Annotated in this window: 17 protein-coding genes; 14 read left to right on the top strand and 3 right to left on the bottom strand. The window is 70.1% G+C overall.

Annotated features, from left to right (window positions below; translation table 11 throughout):
- Positions 1-173: 173 nt before the first annotated feature.
- From DSC45_RS16320 to DSC45_RS16295, 5 genes are all read left to right on the top strand, one after another.
- On the top strand, positions 174-884 hold the full coding sequence (locus DSC45_RS16320; protein WP_119291508.1) for a hypothetical protein: 711 nt from the start codon (positions 174-176) through the stop codon (positions 882-884).
- 231 nt (positions 885-1115) lie between these two features.
- Positions 1116-4868: a UvrD-helicase domain-containing protein gene (locus DSC45_RS16310; RefSeq protein WP_162929242.1), complete on the top strand. Its 3753-nt coding sequence runs from the start codon at positions 1116-1118 to the stop codon at positions 4866-4868.
- Between the two features lie 99 nt (positions 4869-4967).
- A complete protein-coding gene (locus DSC45_RS16305; RefSeq protein WP_119291503.1) occupies positions 4968-6389 on the top strand; it encodes a dipeptidase in 1422 nt (473 codons plus the stop codon).
- Positions 6390-6519: 130 nt separating this feature from the next.
- Positions 6520-7461 (top strand): NAD(+) diphosphatase, encoded by a 942-nt coding sequence (gene nudC / locus DSC45_RS16300; RefSeq protein ID WP_119291502.1) that lies wholly within the window; start codon positions 6520-6522, stop codon positions 7459-7461.
- A 75-nt stretch (positions 7462-7536) separates the two neighbouring features.
- Complete coding sequence (locus tag DSC45_RS16295; RefSeq protein ID WP_119291500.1) at positions 7537-7983, top strand: OsmC family protein; 447 nt, start codon at positions 7537-7539, stop codon at positions 7981-7983.
- A 105-nt stretch (positions 7984-8088) separates the two neighbouring features.
- Here DSC45_RS16295 and DSC45_RS16290 read toward each other — a convergent pair whose 3' ends face one another.
- A complete protein-coding gene (locus tag DSC45_RS16290) occupies positions 8089-8331 on the bottom strand; it encodes a mycoredoxin (RefSeq protein ID WP_119291847.1) in 243 nt (80 codons plus the stop codon).
- Between the two features lie 99 nt (positions 8332-8430).
- Between DSC45_RS16290 and DSC45_RS16285 the strand changes: the two genes are divergently transcribed.
- From DSC45_RS16285 to DSC45_RS16265, 5 genes are all read left to right on the top strand, one after another.
- Positions 8431-10686: an ATP-dependent DNA helicase UvrD2 gene (locus DSC45_RS16285; protein WP_205571357.1), complete on the top strand. Its 2256-nt coding sequence runs from the start codon at positions 8431-8433 to the stop codon at positions 10684-10686.
- Between the two features lie 162 nt (positions 10687-10848).
- Complete coding sequence (locus tag DSC45_RS16280) at positions 10849-11154, top strand: hypothetical protein (protein WP_119291499.1); 306 nt, start codon at positions 10849-10851, stop codon at positions 11152-11154.
- Between the two features lie 173 nt (positions 11155-11327).
- On the top strand, positions 11328-11693 hold the full coding sequence (locus DSC45_RS16275; protein WP_119291844.1) for a WhiB family transcriptional regulator: 366 nt from the start codon (positions 11328-11330) through the stop codon (positions 11691-11693).
- Positions 11690-12013 (top strand): hypothetical protein, encoded by a 324-nt coding sequence (locus tag DSC45_RS16270; protein ID WP_119291497.1) that lies wholly within the window; start codon positions 11690-11692, stop codon positions 12011-12013. The genes DSC45_RS16275 and DSC45_RS16270 overlap by 4 nt, the downstream gene beginning before the upstream one ends.
- Positions 12014-12199: 186 nt before the next feature.
- On the top strand, positions 12200-12400 hold the full coding sequence (locus DSC45_RS16265) for a hypothetical protein (protein ID WP_119291495.1): 201 nt from the start codon (positions 12200-12202) through the stop codon (positions 12398-12400).
- Positions 12401-13440: 1040 nt separating this feature from the next.
- Here the strand turns inward: DSC45_RS16265 and DSC45_RS16260 are convergent.
- A complete protein-coding gene (locus DSC45_RS16260; protein WP_119291493.1) occupies positions 13441-14796 on the bottom strand; it encodes an ABC1 kinase family protein in 1356 nt (451 codons plus the stop codon).
- Positions 14797-14837: 41 nt separating this feature from the next.
- A complete protein-coding gene (locus DSC45_RS16255; protein WP_240434664.1) occupies positions 14838-15947 on the bottom strand; it encodes a ThiF family adenylyltransferase in 1110 nt (369 codons plus the stop codon).
- A gap of 480 nt (positions 15948-16427) precedes the next feature.
- On the opposite strand from DSC45_RS16255, the gene DSC45_RS16250 reads away from it, so the two are divergent.
- From DSC45_RS16250 to DSC45_RS16235, 4 genes are all read left to right on the top strand, one after another.
- On the top strand, positions 16428-17024 hold the full coding sequence (locus DSC45_RS16250; protein ID WP_119291491.1) for a M48 metallopeptidase family protein: 597 nt from the start codon (positions 16428-16430) through the stop codon (positions 17022-17024).
- 206 nt (positions 17025-17230) lie between these two features.
- The gene (locus tag DSC45_RS16245) at positions 17231-18946 is read left to right on the top strand and encodes a TerD family protein (RefSeq protein WP_119291489.1); all 1716 of its coding nucleotides are present in this window, start codon (positions 17231-17233) and stop codon (positions 18944-18946) included.
- 13 nt (positions 18947-18959) lie between these two features.
- On the top strand, positions 18960-19640 hold the full coding sequence (locus tag DSC45_RS16240; protein WP_119291488.1) for an AIM24 family protein: 681 nt from the start codon (positions 18960-18962) through the stop codon (positions 19638-19640).
- A gap of 15 nt (positions 19641-19655) precedes the next feature.
- Positions 19656-20408 (top strand): AIM24 family protein, encoded by a 753-nt coding sequence (locus DSC45_RS16235; protein ID WP_119291487.1) that lies wholly within the window; start codon positions 19656-19658, stop codon positions 20406-20408.
- Positions 20409-20490 lie beyond the last annotated feature (82 nt).

The following is a 20490-nucleotide window of genomic DNA, read 5'->3' as shown; positions in this document are numbered from 1 at the left end:
GCCGTCGGCACGTAAAGTCCTCGAGTCCTGATAAAGCTGGATCATCGGCCGAGTGCTTCGGTCGGCCTCCGGAACAGGAGCCGGATGCGGATGCGGATACGTCCGATCAAGATCCGGTACGCACGTTCACTTTCACGTTCACAGATTTGACGTTCACACGAGGAGAGACTCACATGGCAGCCAAGCGCAAGTTCGTGGTCGCGACGGTGGCCTGTGTGGCCGTTGTCGCCGGCCTCTCGGGCTGCTCGAGTGAGGACGACGCCTTCGACGGAATGAGCGCGGACGACATCGCGAAGAAGTCGTTCAAGACGTCGAAGGCCGCGGACAGCTTCAAGGTGACCGGCGAGGGCAAGCAGCAGGGCTCCACGGTCCGACTGTCGTTCGCCATCAACAAGGAGGGCGCCTGCGAGGGCAACATGAGCGCCGGCAAGCAGGGCAAGGCCGAACTGCTCGTCATCGACAAGGCGACCTACCTCAAGGGCGACGACGCCTACTGGAAGAGCACCATGAGCGCCAGCGGCGCCGCGGTCAACAAGAAGCTCGACGGCCGCTGGGTGAAGTCCCCGAGCGGCGGCAGCGGTTCCGGCGGCAGCGTGTGCGACCGTGACGACCTCTTCAAGGCGGCCGACGCGAAGGACATGGAGCGCGGTGACGACGCCGATGTCGACGGCCAGAAGGCGGCCACGCTCGTGAAGAAGGAGTCCGGCGGCAAGACCTCGACCTTCTACGTCGCCACCGAGGGCAAGCCGTACCTCCTGCAGGTGGAGACCAAGGGCAAGGAGCAGGGCACCACGACGTTCTCCGACTACAACAAGCCGGTCAAGGTCAAGGCGCCCGCCGCCGACCAGGTTGCCGACGTCAAGGAGATCGTCCCGGGCTCGTGACGTGAATGCCCACGCGCGCGTGGACCGTGATCCGCGCCACGGCCGGCATCGGACACGCGCGCGTGGGACACGTTCCGGGGACACCGCCGTCAACCGCGCGCACCCCGGGCGTCACCCGGGAGAGCGGACCGCGCGCAGGCGACACCGACGGCACACCCGCCTCGAACGCGACGACGGTCACCGGCGACCGGGATGTCCCGGTTGTCAGTGACCGCCGCTAGCCTCTCCAGGGTGTCCGCGCGCATCACCGACCCCGAGCAGCTCAAGGAGCTCCTCGGGATCCCGTTCACCCCGGAGCAGACGGCCTGCATCACGGCACCGCCCGCCCCGCAGGTCGTGGTGGCCGGAGCAGGTTCCGGCAAGACGACGGTGATGGCCGCCCGAGTGGTCTGGCTCGTCGGCACCGGCCAGGTCGCTCCCGAGCAGGTACTCGGCCTGACCTTCACCAACAAGGCCGCGGGTGAACTGGCCGAGCGCGTACGCACCGCGCTGATCAAGGCCGGCGTCACCGACCCCGAGATCATCGACCCGGACGACCCGCCCGGCGAGCCGGTGATCTCCACGTACCACGCCTTCGCCGGACGGCTCCTCGCCGATCACGGGCTGCGCCTCGGACTCGAGCCCACCGCGCGCCTGCTCGCCGACGCCACCCGCTTCCAGCTCGCCGCCCGCGTGCTGCGCGAAGCCCCCGGCCCCTACCCGGCCCTCACCCGGTCCTTCCCCGACCTCGTCAGCGACCTGCTGACCCTCGACGGCGAACTCGCCGAGCACCTGGCCGGGCCGAACCACCTGCGCGCCCACGACCAGCGGCTCCTGCACACCCTCGAAGGCACCCGGCTGACCAACCAGGACCTGCGAAAGGTGCCCGAGGCCGCCGCCGCCCGCCTCGAACTCACCGGCCTCGTCGCCCGCTATCGGAACGCCAAGCGTGCCGGCGATCTCCTCGACTTCGGTGACCAGATCGCCCTCTCCGCGGCCCTGGCGCGCGACCACGCCGAAGTCGGCGCGATCCTGCGCGACGAGTTCCGCGTCGTCCTGCTCGACGAGTACCAGGACACTTCCGTCGCCCAGCGCATCCTCCTCGCCGGACTCTTCGGCCGGGGCACCGGACATGCGGTGACCGCCGTCGGCGACCCCTGCCAGGCCATCTACGGCTGGCGAGGCGCCTCCGTCGCCAACCTGGACGACTTCCCGGACCATTTCGCGGGCGCCGACGGCCGCCCGGCCGCCCGCCACTCGCTCAGCGAGAACCGCCGCAGCGGCGGCCGCCTCCTCGACCTGGCCAACACCCTGGCCGAGCCCCTGCGCGCCATGCACGCGGGCGTCCAGGCCCTGCGCCCCGCCCCCGGCGCCGGACGGGACGGCACGGTCCGCTGCGCCCTGCTCCCCACCCACGCCGACGAAATGGCCTGGCTGGCCGACTCGATCGCTCACCTCGTACGCACCGGAAAGGCGCCAGGCGAGATCGCCGTCCTGTGCCGCACCGCCGGCGACTTCGCGCAGATCCAGGCAGCGCTCGTGGCACGCGACATCCCCGTCGAGGTCGTCGGGCTCTCCGGTCTGCTGCACCTGCCCGAGGTCGCCGACCTCGTCGCCGTCTGCGAGGTCCTGCAGGACCCGGGCGCCAACGCGTCGCTGGTGCGCCTGCTCACCGGCCCCCGCTGGCGCGTCGGCCCCCGCGACCTCGCCCTCCTGGGCCGTCGCGCCCGGCTGATCGTGCACCACGCGCGCGACGCGGACGACGACCCCGACCGCCGCCTCGCCGAAGCCGTCGAAGGAGTCGACCCCGCCGAGGTGATATCGCTCGCCGACGCCCTCGACACCTTCCTCGAGACGGACGGCCCGGACGACGGCCTGCCGTTCTCCACCGAGGCGCGCGTACGCTTCGCCCGCCTCGCCACCGAACTGCGCGATCTGCGCCGCTCCTTGGCCGATCCGCTGATGGACGTACTGCACCGCGTCCTGGCCACCACCGGACTCGACGTCGAACTCTCGGCATCCCCGCACGCCCTCGCGGCCCGCAGACGCGAAACTCTCTCCAACTTCCTCGACATAGCGGCCTCCTTCGCCGCCAACGACCCCGCCGCCTCCCTGCTCGCCTTCCTCGGCTACCTGCGCACCGCCGCCCAGTACGAGAAAGGCCTGGACAACGCGCTGCCCGGCGGCGAGAACACCGTCAAGGTCCTCACCGCCCACAAGTCCAAGGGCCTCGAATGGGACGTCGTGGCCGTGCCCGGCCTCGTCACCGGCACCTTCCCGAGCACCCAGGGACGCGAGAAATGGACCGCACAGGGCAAGGTCCTGCCGCACGCCCTGCGCGGTGACGCGGCCACCCTCCCCGACGTCGGCTCCTGGACCAGCAAAGGGCTCAAGGCCTTCCACGAGGACATGAAGGACCACCAGCGGACCGAGGAACTCCGCCTGGGCTACGTCACGTTCACCCGGCCCCGCTCGATGCTGCTCGGCTCCGGTCACTGGTGGGGCCCGACCCAGAAGAAGCCGCGCGGTCCGTCCGACTTCCTGCAGGCGCTGCACGACCACTGCGCGGCCGGCCACGGCGAGATCGAGGTCTGGGCCGACGCCCCCGCGGAGGACGCGGAGAACCCGGCCCTGCAGCAGTCGGCCGCCGACCTCGCCTGGCCGCTGCCCCTCGACGACACCGCCCTCGCCCGACGCCGTCGCGCCGCCGCCCTGGTCGAGGCGCACCTGGACGGTCTCACCGGGACCGAGAGCGGCCCCGGGACCTCCCGGGCCGTCGACCCGGCCGCGCCCACCGACCGCACGGCCCCGTCCGTCGCCGACCCGGCCTACCCCCCGGACTGGCCGCTGCCTGACGAGGATCCGTACGACGTCGATCCGTACGACGTCGATCCGTACGACGTCGACCCGTACGACAGGGATGCGTACCACCCGGGACCGTACGGCGAGGATCCCCATGACGAGGACCCGTACGACGACGAGTACGCCGCCCCCGCCACCCAGTACCGCGAGACGGTCGCCGGCCCGGCCGCGGCCGATCCTGCCGTTCCCCACGCGCGCGTGGCGCCCCCTGACCCGTACGACGCAACCGCCACGCGAAGCACCGCCCACGCGCGCGAGGCCGATGCCACGAATGCCCCCCGCCCGCGCGCGTGCGCCCTCGGCGCGGACCACACCGAACTCCCCGCCGCCGCACCGCTCACCCCCGAGGAGCGCCGCACCATCACCTCCTGGGACCGTGACCTGGAGGCGCTCGCCGCCGAACTGCACCGCGCCCGTGAGACCGTTCGCGACGTCCCCGTACCGTCCACGCTCACCGCCTCACAGGTCCTGCGCATGGCCGCCGACCCCGACGGCTTCGCCGCGGAACTGGCCCGCCCCATGCCCAAGCCCCCGCAGGCGGCCGCCCGCCGCGGCACCCGCTTCCACGCCTGGGTCGAATCCCGTTACGAGGCCCTCGAACTGCCCATGCTCGCCCCCGACGAACTGCCCGGCGCCGACGCCGACATCGCCGACGAGAACGACCTCGCCGAACTCAAGGAAGCCTTCGACCGCACCGAGTACGCCCGCCGCACTCCGCACCGCGTCGAAGCACCGTTCCAGCTCACCATCGCCGGTCGCGTCGTCCGCGGCCGTATCGACGCCGTCTACCGAAACGGCGACGGAGAGAACGCCACCTACGAGATCGTCGACTGGAAGACCAGCAGGGCCGCCCCGCCCTCCGCACGGCAACCGGACGGCGGTGATGTTCCGCACAATCGCAGCGTCCCGTTCGCCGATCCGCTGCAGCTCGCGATCTACCGGCTCGCCTGGGCCGAGCAGCACGGCCTGCCACCCGAAGCCGTCTCCGCCGCCTTCGTCCACATCCGCAGCGGCGAGACCGTACACCCCCCGAATCTCCCCGACCGCGCCGCACTGGAGCGCATCCTGCGCGGCGAAACCGGAGAACACCCACCTCCGGCAGCCGGTCCGCGCCCCACCACCATCACCCCGGACAACCCCTGACCGAACCGGCGCACACCGACCACGGACGGTGCCCGGGCCGTCACCGGCGGCCACCCACCGCGCCCCGCCGCTCCGCGACGTCCCGATAGGCTCGCTGACATGAGCGAGACCCCGGACAGCGCCGTCCGCACGTACATCGACACCCACCGCGCAGCATTCCTCGAAGACCTCAGCGAATGGCTGCGCATCCCCTCCGTGTCCGCCGACCCCGGCCACGCCCCCGATGTACGACGCAGCGCCGAATGGCTCGCCGGCAAGCTCAAGGAAACCGGCTTCCCCACCACCGAGATCTGGGAAACCGACGGAGCCCCCGCCGTATACGCCCACTGGCCCTCCGACGACGCAGCCGCACCGACCGTCCTCGTCTACGGCCATCACGACGTACAGCCCGCAGCAGTCGCCGACGGCTGGCACACCGACCCCTTCGCACCGGAGGTCCACGAAAACCGCCTCTACGCGCGCGGGGCAGCCGACGACAAGGGCCAGGTCTTCTTCCACACCCTGGGCCTGCGCGCCCACCTGGAAGCCACCGGCCGCACCAGCCCCGCCGTCCACCTCAAGCTCCTCATCGAGGGCGAGGAAGAGTCCGGCTCGCCCCACTTCCGCACCCTCGTAGAGAACCACGCACAGCGCCTGGCCGCCGATGCCGTCATCGTGTCCGACACCGGCATGTGGTCGGAGACGACCCCCACCGTCTGTACCGGAATGCGCGGACTCGTCGAGTGCGAGATCGAACTCCACGGGCCCGACCAGGACATCCACTCAGGCTCCTTCGGCGGCGCCGTACCCAACCCCGCCACCGCCGCAGCCCGCCTCGTCGCCGCCCTCCACGACGACCACGCGCGCGTGAGCGTCCCCGGCTTCTACGACGGAATCGTCCCGCTCACAGACGCCGAACGCGCCCTCCTCGCGGAACTGCCCTTCGACGAAGCCGAGTGGCTCCGTACCGCCAAGTCCCACGCCACCCACGGCGAGGACGGCTACAGCACACTCGAACGCATCTGGGCCCGCCCCACCGCCGAGGTCAACGGCATCGCGGGCGGCTACCAGGGAGCCGGTGGCAAGACCGTCGTCCCGTCCTCCGCCCTCGTCAAACTCTCCTTCCGCCTCGTGGCGGGCCAGGATCCATCGCACATCGAGCAGGCCATCCGCGACTGGATCCCCGGCCGCCTGCCCGACGGCATCCGCCACACGCTCACCTTCGGCGGCGCCACCCGGCCCTGCCTCACCCCGCTCGACCACCCCGCCCTCCAAGCCGTCACCCGGTCCATGAGCCGCGCCTTCGGCCAACCGGTCGGCCACACCCGCGAAGGCGGCTCAGGGCCCGCTGCCGACCTCCAGGACGTCCTCGACGCCCCCGTCCTGTTCCTCGGCATCTCCGTCCCCTCCGACGGCTGGCACGCACCCAACGAGAAGGTCGAGATCGACCTCCTCCTCAAGGGCGTGGAAACCACCGCCCTCCTCTGGGAAGACCTCGCCGCGAACTGGAGCATCGCCCACGCACCGAGCACACCGTCCTGACCACGCCGCGCCGCCGGCGGGCCGCTCACCTGCCGAGCGTCCCGCCCACCGGACCGCGAACCCGACGCGGGACCCACGCCGAGCACACTGTCGGAAGTAACCGTTTTAACCGGGGGAGTTGGAAGTTCCTGTGACCACCTGGACCGGACGCACCACTGACCTGACCGTCTCACTCACCGAACACAGCGGCATCGACCGCGCCGCACACCACCGTCTCGACGAGGCCTGGCTCGCCGCCGCGTGGAGCCACCCCACCACCCGCGTCTTCGTCGTATCCGGTGGTCAGGCACTGATCGACGACACCCCCGAAGGCACCACCGAACTCGTGACGACACCGGCCTTCGAAGCCCCCGTCACCGAGACCCACCGCTACTTCCTCGGCACCGACGACGACGGAGTGCGCTACTTCGCCCTCCAGAAGGACAGCCTGCCCGGCCGCATGGACCAGTCCGCGCGCCCCGCAGGCCTGCGCGAAGCCGGCCTCCTCCTGTCGCCGCGTGACGCCGGCCTGATGGTCCACGCCGTAGCCCTCGAGAACTGGCAGCGCCTGCACCGCTTCTGTTCCCGCTGCGGCGAACGCACCGTCATCGCGGCGGCCGGTCACATCCGCCGCTGCCCGGCCTGCGGCGCCGAGCACTACCCCCGAACCGACCCCGCAGTGATCATGCTCGTCACCGACGAACACGACCGTGCCCTCCTCGGCCGCCAGGTCCACTGGCCCGAAGGGCGCTTCTCGACCCTCGCGGGCTTCGTCGAACCGGGCGAAGCCATCGAGCAGTCCGTACGCCGCGAAGTCTTCGAAGAGGCCGGCGTCACCGTCGGGGAGGTCGAGTACATCGCCAGTCAGCCCTGGCCCTTCCCCTCCAGCCTGATGCTCGGCTTCATGGCCCGTGCCACCTCGCCGGATATCACCGTGGACGGCGAGGAGATCGAAGAAGCCCGCTGGTTCTCCCGGGACGAGCTCGCCGCCGCCTTCGAATCCGGCGAAGTCCTGCCCCCCTTCGGCATCTCCATCGCCGCTCGACTCATCGAACTCTGGTACGGCAAGCCCCTGCCGAGGAACGTAGCCTGAGCCCTCCCGGCCACCCGCCGGACACACACCGGTACAACCGGTTACACCAGGGGCATCGAGAGAGGGCACACCCCCATGGCCGACTACGCCGTCGAAACCGTCCGAACCGGTTACCGGCAATGGACCGCGCGCAACGACCGCGGCGCCGAAGTACACATCGCCGCAGCCGACGACGACAGCGCCCAACCCTCCTTCACCCCCGTCGAGCTGCTCCTCGCCGCCCTCGGCGGCTGCGGCGGACTCGTCACCGACCGCACCGCCCGAGCGGTGGAACACGACGACCTGCGCATCGTCGTCACCTCACAGTCCACCCCCGAGGACGACGGCCGCGTCGGCAAAGTCACCGTCACCTATGAACTCGACATCCCCGCCGACGCCAACGGCGGCCACGCCGCGGACGTCTTCGCCCGAGGCGTACGCCTCACCCACGAGAAGTACTGCACCGTCAGCCGCACCGTCGAGCACGGCGCGCGCGTGGAGGCCGTTCTGCCCGACGGCACCACCGGCTTCGCCGCCGGCTGACCCACCACCCACGGCCGCGCGCCTGCTGAGTGCCGCGCCGCCGCCCGGACACGCAAAACGCCCCCGCCGCAGCGGGGGCGTTCAACACCGGGAAGCACCGGGGCGTCAGACCCCGATCTTCTGCTTCACCTGGGCCAGTGAAGGGTTCGTCAGCGTGGAGCCGTCCTCGAACAGCACCGTCGGAACCGTCTGATTTCCGCCGTTCGCCTTCTCCACGAACGCCGCGGAATCCGGGTCGTGCTCGATGTTGATCTCCTTGTACGCGATGCCCTCGCGCTCCATCTGGCCCTTCAGCCGACGGCAGTAGCCGCACCACGTGGTGCTGTACATCGTCACAGTCCCCGGCATGTCTCTCGTGCTCCTTCGCAGCTCGGCAGCTCTCGCACCGATACGAACGCCCGGCACCGCCCGCCCATTCCCGAACGGACAACGACCCGTCCGGCATTAATACGACGGACACCGTATCCCTGTGGACAACGCGCTCGGCCGCCCCGCGAGACCTGGCAGCATGGCGGGGTGACAGCAGCAACGCACCCCACTGACTTCCCACAGGTCCCGGAGTCACCCGACGACGTCTTGACCGGGCTCGACCCGGAGCAGCGCGAAGTGGCCACCGCCCTGCACGGGCCGGTGTGCGTCCTGGCCGGAGCCGGCACAGGAAAGACCCGGGCCATCACCCACCGGATCGCCTACGGCGTACGCGCCGGCATCCTCCAGCCCACCACTGTGCTTGCCGTCACCTTCACCAACCGCGCCGCCGGCGAGATGCGCGGCCGCCTCCGCCAGCTCGGCGCCACCGGGGTGCAGGCCCGGACCTTCCACTCCGCGGCCCTGCGCCAGCTCCAGTACTTCTGGCCGAAGGCCGTCGGCGGCGAACTCCCACGCCTCGTCGAACGCAAGGTACAACTCGTCGCCGAGGCCGCAGCCCGCTGCCGCATCCGACTCGACCGAGGGGAACTCCGCGACGTCACCGGCGAGATCGAATGGTCCAAGGTCACCCAGACCGTCCCGGCCGACTATCTCGCCGCCGCTGCCAAATCCGGCCGCGACATCCCCCGCGACCCCGCCGAGACCTCTCAGATCTACGCCGTCTACGAACAACTCAAGCAGGACCGCTCGGTGATCGACTTCGAGGACGTCCTCCTCCTGACGGTCGGCGTCCTCCAGGACCGCTACGACATCGCAGAACAGGTCCGCTCCCAGTACCAGCACTTCGTCGTCGACGAGTACCAGGACGTCAGCCCCCTGCAGCAACGACTCCTCGAACTCTGGCTCGGCGATCGCGACAGCATCTGCGTCGTCGGTGACGCCAGCCAGACCATCTACTCCTTCACCGGCGCCACCCCCGACCACCTCCTCGACTTCCGCACCCGCCACCCCGGTGCCACCGTCGTCAAACTGGTCCGCGACTACCGCTCCACCCCCCAGATCGTCCACCTGGCCAACGGCCTCCTCGCCAAAGCCTCCGGCCGCGCCGCAGACCACCGCCTGGAACTGAACTCCCAACGCGAACCAGGCCCCGAACCTGCCTACGCCGAATACCCCGACGAACCCTCCGAAGCGGAAGGCACCGCCCGCCAGATCCGCAAGCTCATCGACGGCGGCACCCCCGCGAGCGAGATCGCCGTCCTGTTCCGGACCAACGGCCAGTCCGAGCTGTACGAACAAGCCCTCGCCGACACCGCGGTGCCCTACCAGCTCCGTGGCGCAGAGCGGTTCTTCGAGCGCACCGAGGTACGCGAAGCCGGCGCCGCACTCCGCGGCGCGGCCCGCTTCGGGAACAACGACGCCCTCCTCGACGACGCCGTGGACGTCCCCTCCCAGGTGCGCGCCGTCCTCTCCACCAAGGGCTGGACCAGCAATCCGCCCGCCGGCTCCGGCGCGGTGCGCGACCGCTGGGAATCACTCACCGCCCTCGTCCGCCTTGCAGAGGACTTCAGCCGCGCCAAGCCGGCCGCCACGCTCTCCGACCTCGTCGCCGAACTCGACGAACGCGCGGCCGCCCAGCACGCCCCCACCGTCCAGGGCGTCACTCTCGCCTCGCTGCACGCGGCCAAAGGCCTCGAGTGGGACGCCGTGTTCCTCGTCGGCCTCACCGAAGGCATGCTCCCCATCACCTACGCCAAGACCGACGAGCAGATCGAAGAGGAACGCCGCCTTCTCTACGTCGGAGTCACCCGCGCCAGGGAACACCTCGGTCTGTCCTGGGCCGTCGCGCGCTCCCCGGGAGGCCGCGCCTCACGCCGTCCCAGCCGGTTCCTCAGCGGCCTGCGTCCCGGCTCGGCCGCTGTCGGCGCACGTTCGACGGGCGGCACGGGCGGCATCGAGCGAAGCCCTGCGGCACCTCGCCGGCACCGCGGTCCCGTGTACTGCAGGGTCTGCGGTCGAGCTCTGACCGGCGCCGGCGAGGTGAAACTGATGCGCTGCGAGGACTGCCCCTCAGACATGGACGAAGCGCTCTACGAGCGGCTTCACGACTGGCGAGGTGTCCAGGCCAAGAGCCTCGGACAGCCCGCCTACTGCGTCTTCACCGACAAGACCCTCATCGCCATCGCCGAAGCCTCACCCGCCGATCCCGGCGACCTGGCCAGGATCCCCGGCGTCGGAGTGCGCAAGCTCAATCGCTTCGGAACCGACGTTCTTGCCATCTGCGCAGGTCAAGATCCTGATGGAGAAGGTGAGGATGACGTTCCGAGCGACTGATACAAACTCGTCGAAAAAATAGTTTGCGCACGCGCAAGGAAGACCCATAGGTTCTTAACCACGGAAACAGCGGCTTCTCCGAAGCCCTGGTTCCGTGCTGTACTTGAAGACCCAGGACTGGTTCATCCCAGTTCCCCGAGACGCCGAGAGGAGGCGAGTCCAGTGATCAGCATCACGAAGAGCACCATCAAAATGACCGACGTTGATCGCTCGGTCGTCGCCACGTGCATCCTCGGCAACTCGTACCAGGGAACCGGTCTGTCCGGCATTCGTGCCGTGCTTCCGGCGTCCCCGTCCTTCGCGGCCCTTGAGGTCCGTGAGGGCAATGAGCGACCGACGAAGGCACCGGAAGCAGTAGCAGCGGCACAGGCGCAGGCCTATGCCTTTGCGGCAGCCGGTGCCGGATTCCGGACGAAGCACCACATGTGGGCCTACCGCGGGCTCGAACCCTGGAGTGATCCAGCCTGATTCTCGATCAGGCCGGCGCCTTCAGGGCCGCGGAACCCCACCCGGGATCCGCGGCCCTTTTGTTTTCCCCGAACGACCGGGAGAGCGAAGTGAAGGGGCCTCGGGACAGCGACTGGTACCAAGCCGCCACCCGGCCGAACGGCCGGAACGACCAGACGAGGAAGACACAGATCGTGCAGACCGAAACGCACGCCCCGCCAGTACCGCCTTCAGAGACTCACTCCCCGCCCGGCCCACAGGAGAACACCTTGACTCCCCTCACCGCGCTCACTGCGCTCGACGACGCCATCGAGAACCTCGACGTACCCGTCCCCTGCCGCAGCTACGACCCGGAGGTCTTCTTCGCCGAGTCGCCGGCGGACGTCGAGTACGCCAAGTCCCTCTGCCGTACCTGCCCGCTGATCGAGGCCTGCCTCGCCGGCGCCAAGGAGCGGCGTGAGCCTTGGGGCGTCTGGGGCGGAGAGCTCTTCGTTCAGGGCGTTGTTGTGGCCCGCAAGCGTCCGCGTGGCCGTCCGCGGAAGAACCCGGTCGCAGCATGAACGCCTCAGGAACGATCAGCCGCCCCCTCACGCACGACCCGATGAAGCAGGCCCCGATGAAGCCGACCAGCAGTGAGCCGGTGGGCTCTGCGACCCCGGACACCACGAACTCCGGCGCCTACGCGCCGCGTCAGAACAGGACCCGTGAGATGCAACTTCAACCAGAAGCCTTGGCTCGTGCGCATATGCACGAGCGGCTGCGTGAGGCGGACAGCGAGCGACAGACCATGCGTCTGATCGCCGCCCGCCGCATGCAGCGGCGTGCCGAGCGTGCCTCGCGGCGTGCTCGCCGCGCGCTCGCCATGGCTGTCATGCAGTAGGGCACGACCCTTGAACAGGAGGCGCCTTGCGGTCGGTGACATGGAACTACATGTCACCGACCGGTCCGTCGGACGGAAGCCGACGGGGCTGCTCCCGGACGATTGCTGCGGGGACCGCTCCGAACGGAGCGGTCCCCGCGGTGCGTTGCCGCCACCTTGGCGTCAATCCGGTTATATCGTCACTAAATGGACAAGAAGTCTCCGCGCTCCGGAACGGCGCCGGACGCCGACACGGTCGTCTGCTCACGCTGCGGTATCTCGTCCGAGGAGCAACGGCCCACCTGGACCTGCTCCGTCGAGAACGGCACCCGGCACTACTTCTGCGACGCGTGCGCTCGGGCGAATATCCGGGCGATCGAGGGAAGACTCGACTCGAGCTGGTGGTAAGCCCTGCCGGACGCCCTGCAGCAGGGTTGGGCGGAAGTGCCGCGTGTTCGCCTCCGTAGGCGGATGGTTGGCGGGGTGTTGAGCGACGGCTCGCGGGTCTTCGGCGAGGCGCTCGCGGTGTTCCGCATATGAAATCGATCTGCTCGCATGCTGGACGGCTCCGGTGGTCGCGCCCTGGGTGACCTCGTGCATGTCCCGCCACGTGTGCGGGTGGGAGCGCAGAACGACCTGCCGGGGGCGAGTGGTCCTGGCGGATGCGAGGTGGTACCTGCACGGGCCGATCCGGTCGTGCAGCGTACGAAGAGGGCAGCTGCCGGGCGCGGTGCTCGTGGACCTCGATCGCTGCTGACGGGGTCGCCGGGGTCCGACGGGCCGGCGGATCGCCGGAACTCCGGCCGTTTCCGGGGTCTTCGCCGAGACATGCAGGCGCTGGAGTTCCACGACAGGGACATCGGCGTCGCCCACGACGATCAAGGCGGAGTCCTCGCAGCTAGGTTGGTAAGGGTGCTGCGCAGTAACGGCCCTTCGCGCAGCGATCCTCGACGGCGGAGTGGCCCGCCCTTGTCCAGGCGTACCCCGGCTCCCTGGCGGTGGTCGAACCGGCCCTCGCTGACGCTGACTTCTCCGGTGTGGCGGTGACGGCGCATGTCCTGGGCGACGCCCGTGAAGTGGTGGGAAACGGGGCGTTGACGGTGGACGCTCGCAACCGTGACCGGCTCGTGAGCGAGCAGGGCCACTCCACCCACGTCCAGGCCCACGGTGCGGTGAACGTTTCCTGCCCAGGCCGTTTCCTGCCCCGGCTCGGGGGTGACGGCCTGTCATAACCTCCTGGCTCTGGGGCGCGAGTCTCCGGGCCTGGCCGACTCTTCGTCGGGGGCTGGTCCGCCTACAGCCGCGATGAGTTCCGCGCTGTGGCGGCCGGGTTCGCTCGCTGAAGTCCCCCTCGGGTCGCAGATTCGACCGCGTGAAGGCTGAGCAGGCTTGGTGATTTCAACGCGTGCCATCGTCACCCCCGCGCCTCGCCTTACGTGCGGGAGTGACTACGCAGAAGCGTCGGCCTGGGTAGGGCAGTCGAATCCCGGCAGCCACTCCTCGAGTTCGTCCCGCATCCGTACCGTGGCACCCAACTGGCACAGGACGCCGATCGTGCTGAGCGTCACGCGGTGTATCAGCAGGTACGACGGCGGCAGATTCAATTGCTTGCCCAACTGGTGGGCGGGTGAGCGGGGATCGCCGATCCGCGCGGCCTGGCTGCGCATCCAGCCCCGGCTGAACGTGAACTCTTCCGCCTGCGCCGGCTCGATGATCGGCAGCAGGTACTCGAGTACCTCTCCCGGGTCGAGGTCGATGTCCTTCTTCACGAACCCCTCCTCGCAGAGAGCCTCGTACACCGCTTCCGCGTAGCCATCGATCGTCAGGCGCAACGAAGTACCGACGGTGTCCGGCAGTCCGCCCGGGAGCCGGTCGACGGTGCCGAAGTCGAGCACGCCCAACTGCCAGGTCTCCACGCCTTCCTCGTCCGTCGGGAGCAGCCGGAAATTGCCCGGGTGCGGGTCCGCATGCAGAAGCCCGGTTCTGGCGGGTCCGGAGAACAGGAAACGCGTCAGCAACTGACCAGCCCTGTCCCGCTGTTCGTCCGTTCCGTCGGAGATCACTTCGGCGAGTGGGATCCCGTCGATCCACTCGGTGACCAGGACTTGGTCGCACTGATGCACCACGGCGGGCACCACGACGTCCGGGTCTCCGGCGAACTCCTCGGCATGGGTCCGCTGGGCCTCGGCCTCGAGGTCGTAGTCCAGCTCCTCCGATACGCGGTCGCGCAGCTCGGTGATGAGGGGCTTCACATCCATGCCGGGGACGAGCGGCCCGAGCAGCCGGGCGAACCGGCTCAGCTGTGCCAGGTCCGACAGCAGTGCCTCGCCGGCGCCCGGATACTGGACCTTGACCGCGACCTCCCGCCCGTCGTGCCATACGGCCCGGTGGACCTGGCCGATCGACGCGGCCGCGGCCGGCTTGTCCTCGAACTCGTCGAACAACTCGCGCCAGTCCTCGCCGAGCTGCGCCGCCAGTACGCCGTGAACGGTGCTGCTGGGCATCGGGGGAGCTGCTTCCTGCAGCTTGGTGAGTGCGGCTCGGTAGGGTCCGGCGACGTCCTCGGGCAGTGCCGATTCGAAGACGGACAGTGCCTGCCCGAACTTCATCGCTCCGCCCTTCAGTTCGCCCAGGACCTTGAACAGCTGCTCCGCCGTGCGTTGTTGCAGCTCACGGCCGACGATTTCGGCCGGCTTGCCCCCGATCCGCTTGCCCAGGCCCCATGTGGCGCGGCCGGCGAAGCCGAGCGGCAGCGCGGCCAGCTTGGCGGTACGGGTGACCGCCTTCCGGGGAAGATCAGACATGCGCCCCTCCAAAACCCAGACTGCCACGCCCTGCCAGGCGCCTACTCGGCCATTGTCTCGTGCGGTGGTCCTGACGCCGAAGTGTCCTCCCTCTCGTTCGTCCGTGCGGCACCGCAGGTGCAGTCCGAATGCGGCGGGACGTGCCGCGGCCGCCAGTCGATGCCCGGCAGTGGAGCTTCCCAGCGCACCCCCGTGGAGCTGGGACACCCGCCGTCGAGCGTTGCCAGTACGTGGGCCGCCGCCGTGCCCGCGACGGCCGTGGCGAGACCGAGGTCGCAGGCCTGGACGGGAGTGCGTCGGCCCGAGCGCCACTGTGCCAGCATCCGCGGCCAGCCGCGGTCCTGGTCGGCGCGCCCCAGATCGAGGCAGCCCGCGCAGGCTGTCCCTCCTGGCAGGACGAGCGGACCGACCATGCCGGTTGCCTCGAGGACGCCCGCGTAGAGGTGAGGCGTCCCCGCGGCCATGAGCTCCGCGGCGGCTGCCGGATCCGGTGCGTAGGCCGTCAGCCCTTCCCTCGGGGCGAGGACGACAAGGGCGAAACCCGGCTGCGGCACGGGCGGTCCGTGCCGGGACGTGGGCCATTCACCGGGAGCGGGACCTGCTCGCGGACCGCCGGGCGCGCAGCGACGTACGAGGCGTCGGGCGGCGACATCGCGGCGCTCTCCGATGGACTCGGGCGGGAGCCCGCCGGGTGAGACGTCCGATGGTTCGACCTGGCCGCCGTCCATGACGTCGACGCTGCCGACCCCTGCGGCCGAGAGCGTGGCGGCGATCAGGGCTCCTACCCGGCCGGCGCCGCGCACCTGCACGCTCATCGTGCGGCGCGCTGCGGCGCGCCGCAGGCCACCGCCCGGGGAACGGTCGGCGAGCGACAGGGATGTCAGGTCGGGGCGCAGGCGCTGGAGTACGGCGGGCTGCTTGCGCAGGGCGTCCGCCGCGGGGCCGCCGCCGGTCGCGTCGTCCAGCAGGCCGGCTGCGGAAAGGCGGGTGAGGAGGCGGTCCAGGTGCTCTTCGGGGAGTCCGAGCCGCCTGCTCTCCTCTTGGAGCAGGGGGACTCCGCGGGTGCCGTCGAAGAGGTTCATCAGTGTCGCCGTGGCGGGGTCGACCGGGCCGATGGTGACGGCGTGCGCGGGGGTGATTCCGCACTGCACGGTCGTCAGGTCCCGCCAGGCACGGCGCAGCGTCGGATTGAGCAGCGGGTGCGCGACGCGGGCGGTCGGCGGGAGGCCGCCGGGGGCTGAGGAAGCGGAAGGGGCACGCTGCTGCTCTGCCCGTGTTCGCCGTACTCCTCGTGCTCGTGGGACTCCTCGTCCACCGGTTCCTCTCGCCTGGACCTCCCGTTCAGCGGGTTCATTGCGTTTTGGGTGATTTGCGCGAGGTGAAGTCTCGGTCGTAGTCGCGTATCCGTGCACAACTTCTCCCGTGCGTGTCGTGGGTGAGGACGGGGCGGCCCGGGTCCGGCCATGTGGTCGGGCGGGCTGAACTCAGCTTGCCCGGGGAGGCGTTGGGCCGTGCGAAGTTGTCCACAGGCGGTGGGTGATAGTCGTACGAGCGGAGGCGGGGTGCGTCGATCGGCAGAGAACCGTGCCGGGGTCGGGACTTCCCGGACCGCCAACAGGTAACGTCGGGGCGTGCCCGCCGACCCTCTGCACCGAGCTGCGAGCCCGCAGCGCCGCACGTCCAGCCAGCCGTCAAGCGGCTCGGCGACGAGTGCGGTCGAGGTGCGAAGAAGCGCACGGCGGCGGCGGACCGTGTCCGCCTACCGCGAGGGCGATCGCACGATCGTGCTGATCCCGGCCCGGATGTCCGAGGCCGAGGAACGCCGCTGGGTGAACGTGATGCTGGACAAGCTCGAGGCCCAGGAGAGCAAGCGACTGCTGGGGGACACCGAGCTCGCCGAGCGCGCCGAGCGCCTCTCGGGGCAGTACTTCGACGGGCGGGCGCAACCGACCTCGGTGCGCTGGGTGACCAACCAGAACACCCGATGGGGATCCTGCACCCCGTCCGAGGGAAGTATCAGGCTCTCGCACCGACTGCAGGGCATGCCGGAGTACGTCGTCGACTACGTGCTGCTGCACGAACTGGCACATCTGCTGGTGCCCGGGCACGGTCCGCGCTTCTGGAGTCTCCTCGAGGCCTATCCGCGTACGGAACGCGCGCGTGGCTATCTGGAAGGCGTGGTCGCCGCCGACCGCCTGCCCCACCAGCCGGCTGCTCGTGACGAGTGACCCGGCCGGCTCTGTGACGCCACCCTTGCCGGACCTGTAACGCCCAAGTCGCGGGGAACGGGGCGGCAAAGAGGGTCGAATCCGGGCAGCTCGGCCGTGGAAGCGGCGATTGTGTACCGGCTCCGTCCCGGCTTGGCTCGTTGTCGGCGTCAGCGGTTAGCCTGACGCGACGCAATCACTTTCCGGATGGGGGACGGTCGTTACGCATGGCCAGGGAATTCCAACGCGGCCACAAGGCCAAGATCAGTGACCTCACCGCGGGCACGGATCTGTACGTAGGCGTGCAGATCTCCGCCCCGGGGCTGACCTTCGACATCAGCTGCTTCGGTCTGGACGCTGCCGAGCGCCTGTCGGACGACCGTTATTTCGTGTTCTTCAACCAGCCGAAATCCCCTGAGGAGTCGATTCAGCTGCTGGGAGCGCAGGCGGGGGACACCGAGTCCTTCCGCATCACGCTCGACCGGATTCCGCAGCAGATCCAGAAGCTGTCGTTCACCGCGACCATCGACGGCGACGGCCAGATGTCGCAGATCGCCCCCGGCTACGTGCGCATCGTTGCCGGCGGCGAGGAGGTGGCCCGATACGCGTTCAACGGCTCGGAGTTCTCCACCGAACGCGCCGTGATGCTGGGCGACTTCTATCTGAAGGACGTCTGGCGGTTCGCCGCGGTCGGGCAAGGATTCGACGGCGGCCTCGACGCGCTGCTCAAGAACTTCGGGGGAGAGGTCGCGGAGGAGGAGCCCGCCGCGCAGCAACCGCAGGGTGCCGCCCCCGGATTCGCGCCGCCTCCTGGTGGCGCCGCCCCGGCGCCTGCGCCGGCCCCGGCCCCGGCTCCCGCTTTCGGCGCTCCCGGACCGGCCGCCCCGGCGCCCGCTCCCCAGCAGCCCGCACCGTCGCAGCCCGCACCTCAGCAGCCGCAGCCCGCGCAGAACTTCGCGCCACCGCAGGGCGGTAACCCGCCCGCTCCGGCGCCTGCCGCGCCGAACGTGCATGCGGCGCCCACCATCGCCGCCCCTCTGACTCCGCCGGGCGGCGCCGTGCCGCCTCCGCCCCCCGCGCCGCACGGACAGCCGCCGCAGCAGCAGTTCGGCCAGGTGCCCGGGCAGGCCCCGCCGCCTCCGGGGTACGGCCAGCAGCCCCAGCCCGGATACGGCCAGCCGCCCCCGCCGCCCGGATACGGGCAGCAGCCGGGCGGCCAGTTCCCCGGCCAGCCCGGTGCACCGGCGCCGTACGGCACACCGGGGGGTGCCGCGGGGACCGGCCCCGGTATCGCGGCCGCACTCGAGAAGTACCGTGAGGCGCCCACCGGCCAGCGCTGGACCCAGCAGAACAAGCAGCTGGTCCGCGTCGACCTCGGCGCCGACGGTCAGCCGGTGCTCGCCCGCCAGGGCAGCATGGTGCTCTACCAGGGCAAGGTCGACTTCAGCTACAAGGGCGCCGGTTTCGCGGGCCGCATCGTCGGCAACGCCACCGGCCAGGAGATGCAGCTGATGCGCTGCACCGGCCGCGGCCAGGTCTTCCTCGCCGACAACGAGTCGTATGTGCACCCCATCGAGCTTCAGGGCGACGCGGTCTGCGTCTCCGCGGAGAACGTCCTGGCGTTCGACGAGTCCCTGCAGCACGAGGTCCGCCGTATCGAAGGACACGGCATCCCGGGTGGCGCCCTGTTCACCATGCAGTTCCAGGGCACCGGCACCGTTGTGGTGAAGACCAAGGGCACGCCCGTGGTGCTCCCGGTGACGCCGACCACCTTCGCGGACGCCAATGCGGTGGTGGCCTGGTCGGCCGCCTCCCAGGTGATCATCTCCAGCCAGGTGAGGCTGCGCAGGCAGGCCTTCCCCGGCCACAGCGGCGAGACCGTGAACCTCCAGTTCCGCGGCGCGCCCGGCAACTTCATCGTCGTCCAGCCCTACGAGATCTAAGGGGAGCGAAGTCATGAATCAGCAGCTCGCGGGCTTCGCCCCGGCCCCCGTCACGGCCCGCATGGAGAACCACGGCCCCAGCATGGTCAAGATCGCCATGCAGAGCGGACAGGACCTCTACGCCCGCACCGGTTCGATGGCCGCGTACGAGGGATTCGTCCAGTACGAGCCGAATCCGCCGGCCGTCCGTCAGATCGCCGGCGCCTGGATCACCGGCGAGGGCACCCCGCTCATGAAGGCCAGCGGCGACGGTCTGCTCTACCTCGCCGACTACGGCGCGGACGTCGTGGTGATCAACCTCAACGGAGACGCACTGTCGGTCAACGGCACGAATCTGCTCGCCTTCGACGCATCCCTGCAGTGGGGCGTCGAGCGCGTCAAGGGGCTGGCCAAGTTCGCCGGCCAGGGCCTGTGGAACGTGCAGGTGGCCGGCCAGGGCTGGGTCGCGCTCACCTCGCGCGGCACCCCGATCGTCGTCGATTGCGGACGCGGCGACGACGAGACGTACGTCGACCCGGACGCCCTCGTCGCCTGGTCGCCGGGACTGAAGGTCAAGGGCAAGCGCAGCTTCAAGGCCACCTCGATGATCGGCCGCGGCAGTGGCGAGGCCTACCAGATGGCGTTCTCCGGGCAGGGCATCGTCGTCGTCCAGCCGAGCGAGGACAGCACAGACCGCCTCCGGGTACGGGGCTAGGGGGAGCGAAGACACATGCAGAGCCCGCTTTTTTCCTACACCGAGCAGCAGACCCAGGAGCGCTACGCGCCGCAGAATCCACAGCTGCTCCGCGTGGCCCTCGAGGGCCACGACGACGTCCTCGCCCGCAAGGGTTCGATGGTCGCCTACCAGGGACTCATCGAGTTCGACGGCGAGTACCGGACCCCCGGCCAACAGCGTGCCCGCGCCAACACCGGTGAGGGCCTCGACCTGATGCGCTGCTCCGGCCAGGGCACGGTCTATCTGGCGAACCTCGCGCAGTACGTGCACATCGTCGACGTGGACCAGCGCGGTCTCACCGTCGACAGTGCGTACGTCCTCGCGATGGACTCCGTACTGCACACCGAAGTCGTCGCCGTGGACAGCCAGTTCGGCATCTCCGGCTCCGGCAAGTACCAGCTGAACATCTCCGGCAGCGGCAAGGTCGCGCTGATGACCTCCGGCCAGCCGCTGATGATGCAGGTCACGCCGGAGAAGTACGTCAACGCGGACGCGGACGCGATCGTCGCCTGGTCCAACTCGCTGCGGGTCCAGATGCAGGCGCAGACCCACAGCTCAGGGATCCGGCGCCGGCGCGGGAACACCGGCGAGGGCTGGGAGCTCAGCTTCATGGGCGAGGGCTTCGCCCTGGTCCAGCCCAGCGAGGTGCTCCCGCCGCAGAACGTCGCCCTGCAGGGCATGGCCGCCCAGTACGGCATGGGGCAGCAGGGTGCGCGTGGCCAGAACCGGGGCAACGCCTGGGAGTGACCCGCGTGCCCCGATGACGTAACCGGGGCAGCGGAGAGAACCGAGAACGGTAAGGGGCGGTCGCCATGGCGACCGCCCCTTA

Source organism: Streptomyces sp. YIM 130001 (assembly GCF_003574445.1).
Taxonomy (GTDB): Bacteria; Actinomycetota; Actinomycetes; order Streptomycetales; family Streptomycetaceae; genus Streptomyces.
The sequence above is the reverse complement of the archived record's forward strand: the minus strand, read 5'-3'. Positions and strand labels throughout refer to the sequence as shown.

Excerpts from the sequence above, each read along its gene's own strand:
- DSC45_RS16235 (WP_119291487.1), top strand. The coding sequence starts at position 19,656 with ATGCAGAGCCCGCTTTTTTCCTACACCGAGCAGCAGACCCAGGAGCGC.
- DSC45_RS16320 (WP_119291508.1), top strand. The coding sequence starts at position 174 with ATGGCAGCCAAGCGCAAGTTCGTGGTCGCGACGGTGGCCTGTGTGGCC.
- DSC45_RS16245 (WP_119291489.1), top strand. The coding sequence starts at position 17,231 with ATGGCCAGGGAATTCCAACGCGGCCACAAGGCCAAGATCAGTGACCTC.
- DSC45_RS16305 (WP_119291503.1), top strand. The coding sequence starts at position 4,968 with ATGAGCGAGACCCCGGACAGCGCCGTCCGCACGTACATCGACACCCAC.
- DSC45_RS16295 (WP_119291500.1), top strand. The coding sequence starts at position 7,537 with ATGGCCGACTACGCCGTCGAAACCGTCCGAACCGGTTACCGGCAATGG.
- DSC45_RS16270 (WP_119291497.1), top strand. The coding sequence starts at position 11,690 with ATGAACGCCTCAGGAACGATCAGCCGCCCCCTCACGCACGACCCGATG.
- DSC45_RS16265 (WP_119291495.1), top strand. The coding sequence starts at position 12,200 with ATGGACAAGAAGTCTCCGCGCTCCGGAACGGCGCCGGACGCCGACACG.
- DSC45_RS16260 (WP_119291493.1), bottom strand. The coding sequence starts at position 14,796 with ATGTCTGATCTTCCCCGGAAGGCGGTCACCCGTACCGCCAAGCTGGCC.
- DSC45_RS16290 (WP_119291847.1), bottom strand. The coding sequence starts at position 8,331 with ATGCCGGGGACTGTGACGATGTACAGCACCACGTGGTGCGGCTACTGC.
- DSC45_RS16240 (WP_119291488.1), top strand. The coding sequence starts at position 18,960 with ATGAATCAGCAGCTCGCGGGCTTCGCCCCGGCCCCCGTCACGGCCCGC.